The following is a 4,726-nucleotide window of genomic DNA, read 5'->3' on the forward strand; positions in this document are numbered from 1 at the left end:
ACCCTATCTTTTCTAAAAAGACGCATAATTGCATTGTAATAGAAAATAGTTTAATATTTTTGATAAAATCAACATGGATATACAAAATGATTCGGAAGCAAAAACAAAAAAGCGGCAATTATCTCTGCAAGGGTATAATGCTGTTGTTTGTTCTGTTTTTTATTGTTGGTGGGGTCTGTTCCCAATATAAAGTTTGTTATGACAACGATAGGCTCACCACACTTACGTATGGCCCCGAGCGAAGCAATGGTTTTCGTATATCTCTATCGTTGGTCGCTATGTTTACGGTAGGAGCTTCCGATCGCAACGGACTTCGTCTTGGGGCAGGGCTAATGTTTTCCCAAACAATAGATAACTGGACGTTTACAGTCGGAGCGGATGCTTATCAGGCAAAACAAAAATTCGGTATGGGTACATCTTATGCCGGAGTGGGGTTTGACGATGGATTTTATGGAATGACATACTATGTGAATAAATATTATCAGGGAGATAAACAAGTGTCGGGAATAGTAAGTCTTCATCTCGACGATTTTAATATCAATTTCGAAGACGATATTCTTGCTTTTCCTTTTACAGGATTCAAGGTTTACGACAGATATCGTACTGCTGCACTCGAGTTTCGTTACAAAGGTTTTATGATAGGGACAAATGTATATACCACCGATATAAACGGACAGACCGATGTTTCGTATGTCAATAGCAAAGGTGTTTACCTGACAGGAAAACAAATTTCGAGCCCTATATATGCCGGCTATGCAACCAATGGTCTGATTCTTCGTTATGGATTGAGTGGCAAGGCGGGAGGATTTGCAGGGCAGAATGGTTGGCACAGAGCGTTTTTCAACACTCCTGATTTTAATACAGGAAATTATAAAGACCACTTTCTGCAGATTGGTGTAGATAAGCCATATACCTTATATTGAGATGAATAAAATACTATACATATTGTCTTTACTTATCTTATCGGCATGTAGTGCCCCTAAGAATTTTACACTTCGCTATCGGGCACAAGATACAGGTTTGGATAAACTGATCGATATCGACGGCTGTTATGTTTCGCCCTTCGGCTGCGATTCGAATTTCTTTTCGGTATATATGTTTTATCCCGATGGCTTGTTTACGATAGCTACTGCTACCGATGTATCATCAGAGTTAGTCAGTTGTTTCGCACAGGGAGGGCAAAGTACTGTTTGCCAATATCCACTTTGGGGAGTATATGCCGTAGAGGGGGATACGATAAAAACGCAAGTGCTACGTATGGAAGGCGGAGGATGTGTTATTTTCAGAGATTATAAGATATTGCCCGACAGATCGATTGTAAATATCAGCGATTATGTAGATCCGCATAACACAAGCCTTGGCTATATGGCTAATTATCCTTCGTTTAAAGCGAATGAGTGTGAAACACGAGCTGTGTTCTATCCGCTTCAGGCTAAACGGAGTAAAGATGAATGCCCTCTGTTGAAAAAACGGTGGTTTGTAAAAGGAGAGTAAACTGTTGAACGGAAAAATTTATCGTACTACTTTTCCCAGTATTTTGCTTGCCATAATTTTTAACTTATCCAATGCCTTGGTATTTGCCAATAGAGCGCAAATGATAAACACTGTGCCTGCAAGTATAAGGAATCCTAACAGAAAGTCGAGCAGAATCGAATAGCGGTTTAGTATCATTACTATGCCAATGACAATGAGAACGATAAGAGTTTTTTTATTGAATATAAGATTGAATATTAAGCGCTTCATATTTTTCCGATTCTTCATACTGCCGGCAAAGGTAGTTATTTTTTATCAGTAAAGCCAATAAGGTGTTTTGAACTGTCTTTGTTTATTAAATCAGGGGCAGATAGCTGCTGCAAGTTGTAAATTTCGGTATTCAGTTGGCGTAGTATTTTTGATCTTTTTGAATATACGGTTGTAATAAGGAACATCTTTAAACCCACTGGCATAGCATATTTCGGAAATTGTCATATTTGTTTTTGTAATCATTTGACACGAAGCCTCTATTCTGTATTCTATCAAGTACGAAAAGAATGTTTTTCCTACCATTTTTTTAAAAAAGATACAGAATGATGATCTATCCAGATCGACGAGTTTAGCCATCTCATCCAGCGTGATCGGGTTTTGATAATTATTCATTATATACAATAAGATTTTTTGCATCCTTTTCGTTTTTTTATCCTCAACGATTGGTTTGCTTACAGCGTTAGTGTTTTCGGGAGACGATATTAATGCCAGAATTTTGATAAGCGAAGCCAATCTATCTATTTCCGTTTGTGTTGTCATAGCCTTTAGCAGATATTGCAATTCGTGCAGGGTATTTCCTCCAAAAGCAATTGCCTCAGTATTTTGCTGTATGCGTTTTATGTAACTATCTAATTCAGAAAATGTACTTGCACATTTCTCTATAAATCGATCGGAGAAAGTAATGGTTATATTTTCTATTTTACCGTTTTCATCTGCATCCAATTCATCGAACGACCAGCAATGAGGTATGTTGGGCGGTATCAATATAATTTCATTTCGGGAAAAAGGCTCTATCATATCGCCTATAATTCTTGTTCCGCTTCCGGTGATAATATAAGAAAGTTCCCATGTCTTTTGCTCATGAAATGTTATTTGTTCGTTCCAATATATTTTAACATGATCGAAGTGAAATGATCGTTCTTCAAAATGGGGGATATGAGTATATTTTAGTTTTTTAATCATCTTTTTATATATTCATTCTTAAAATGCAAATATAAGACAAGTGTAATAAAATATAATACAATCATGTATATTGTTTTTTGATATATTTTTGTTGCTCTGTAATAGATTTTAAAAAAAAATAAAAGTAATGATAGATATAAAAAGTTCGAAACCTCATTACGAGATTCTCGACGGACTGAGGGGGGTTGCTGCAATTTTAGTCGTTTTGTTTCATGTGTTTGAGATTCATTCGGGAGGCGACCATACCAAGCAAATTATTAACCATGGCTATTTAGCTGTCGATTTTTTCTTTTTGCTTTCAGGCTTTGTACTTGGTTATGCCTACGACGACCGTTGGAATAAGATGACGTTGAAAGACTTTTTCAAACGTCGTATCATTCGCCTTCAACCGATGATTATAGTGGGTTCCATTATTGGTGCCGCGTTGTTTTATTTTCAAGACTCTCCAGGTTTAGGATGGGGAGGAATACACGAGGTGTCTGTCTGGAAGATGTTGTTGGTGATGCTGATTGGTTTCACACTCATACCCGTAGGCAAAGGATTGGATATTCGGGGATGGAACGAAATGCACCCATTGAATGGTCCTGCATGGTCGCTATTCTTTGAGTATATCGCCAATATTGTGTATGCACTCTTTTTGCGAAGAACAACTAAGCTTGTACTGTCGGTTCTGGTTGCCATAGCGGCATGTGTTACGATTCATTATGCCTTTACCAATCCCAATGGGGATATAATAGGAGGATGGTCTATTGATGATCCTACACAGATGAGGATCGGTTTCACCCGTCTGGCATTTCCATTCTTAGCAGGATTATTATTGGCCCGAATAGGAAAGCTTCGTTATACTAAGAATGCTTTTCTATCGGCAAGCTTGCTTCTGGTTGTTTTTCTTTCCGTACCACATTTGGGTGGCGATAATAATTTTTGGAATCGTCTTTTTGAATGTTTCTGTCTCATTGTCTTATTTCCTTTTGTCATATGGTTGGGAGCAGGAGGTAAGGTACAGGGGAAGAAAGCATCGAAAGTATGTAAGTTTTTTGGAGATATATCATATCCCATCTATATAACGCATTTCCCTATTGTTTACGTATACATGGCTTGGGTGGTAAATAATAATCTTACTTTGGAGCAATCGTGGCCATATGGTCTGTTGGTTGCAGTTGTATCCATTGCGGTGGCATACCTTACAATGAGGTTTTATGATCTTCCGGTTAGAGAATGGTTGCGAAAGAGATTTTTATGATAATTAGAAAAAAGAAAAGGTTGTCATCACGACAACCAATCTTCATTATTAACCTTTAATCTAATACCATGAAAAACACAAAATATTAACATCTGATGTTACGAAAAAGTTCAATAAATTGTTTCTATATCTCTATAAATTAAACGTATACATGTCTGAAATCGTTTCTGCTTAAGAATTTCAAAGAACACTTTGGCTCGAAAAAAAGTAAAGACGAATAGACATCTTCGGCACGTTTCCCATGTTCACACCGGCTGCTTTCTTCTCGACAATTCGCTTCGTTTTGCATTATCGCTCTAATGCTCTCGCTTTTTCAACCTATTTGTCCACTATCTAACTCCCTCCTTTGCCCTGTTTCGTTCGATACGGTTCGAGGAATAGATAAATTTATTTCCTTCTCATAACAAATGATCAATATTTTTTTTTGATCCATCAATCGTCAAATATTCTTTTTGTTTATTTTTTCTTATTCTTATTCTTATTCTTATTTTCTTTTGTCTTGTCTTGTCTTGTCTTTAGTATTGGTATCGGTCAACGTATAGTCTAATGTATAGGTGAGCGTATATCTAAGTGTATGGTCTAATGTATTATATTGTGTATCCTGAGAGATACGGTAAAGCCTTTTGAGAAATTAAATAATATTCGATTATAGATAAAATAAAAAATAATAGATCGTATTTATACTCTTATTCTGTTTATCGATGATAAATATAAAATTAGTATATTGATAAAATTTAACAATTAAAAATTGTGTATCTATTTTATACTATTTAATTT

5 protein-coding genes are annotated in these 4,726 nt (G+C 36.2%); 3 read left to right on the forward strand and 2 right to left on the reverse strand.

Annotated features, from left to right (window positions below):
* On the forward strand, positions 1-923 hold a 923-nt coding region (locus tag JGH11_RS19015), incomplete at its 5' end, for a polymorphic toxin type 23 domain-containing protein (RefSeq protein WP_236264217.1).
* Between the two features lies 1 nt (position 924).
* Positions 925-1,494: a hypothetical protein gene (locus JGH11_RS19020; protein ID WP_201114421.1), complete on the forward strand. Its 570-nt coding sequence runs from the start codon at positions 925-927 to the stop codon at positions 1,492-1,494.
* An 18-nt stretch (positions 1,495-1,512) separates the two neighbouring features.
* Here the strand turns inward: JGH11_RS19020 and JGH11_RS19025 are convergent, their stop codons facing one another.
* Positions 1,513-1,743, reverse strand: a complete 231-nt coding sequence (locus JGH11_RS19025) for a hypothetical protein (RefSeq protein WP_201114423.1) — start codon at positions 1,741-1,743, stop codon at positions 1,513-1,515.
* A 90-nt stretch (positions 1,744-1,833) separates the two neighbouring features.
* On the reverse strand, positions 1,834-2,706 hold the full coding sequence (locus JGH11_RS19030; RefSeq protein ID WP_201114425.1) for an AraC family transcriptional regulator: 873 nt from the start codon (positions 2,704-2,706) through the stop codon (positions 1,834-1,836).
* 127 nt (positions 2,707-2,833) lie between these two features.
* On the opposite strand from JGH11_RS19030, the gene JGH11_RS19035 reads away from it, so the two are divergent.
* A complete protein-coding gene (locus tag JGH11_RS19035) occupies positions 2,834-3,949 on the forward strand; it encodes an acyltransferase (RefSeq protein WP_201114427.1) in 1,116 nt (371 codons plus the stop codon).
* Positions 3,950-4,726 lie beyond the last annotated feature (777 nt).

The sequence above is a fragment of the Dysgonomonas sp. Marseille-P4677 genome (assembly GCF_016652235.1).
Lineage (GTDB): Bacteria > Bacteroidota > Bacteroidia > Bacteroidales > Dysgonomonadaceae > Dysgonomonas.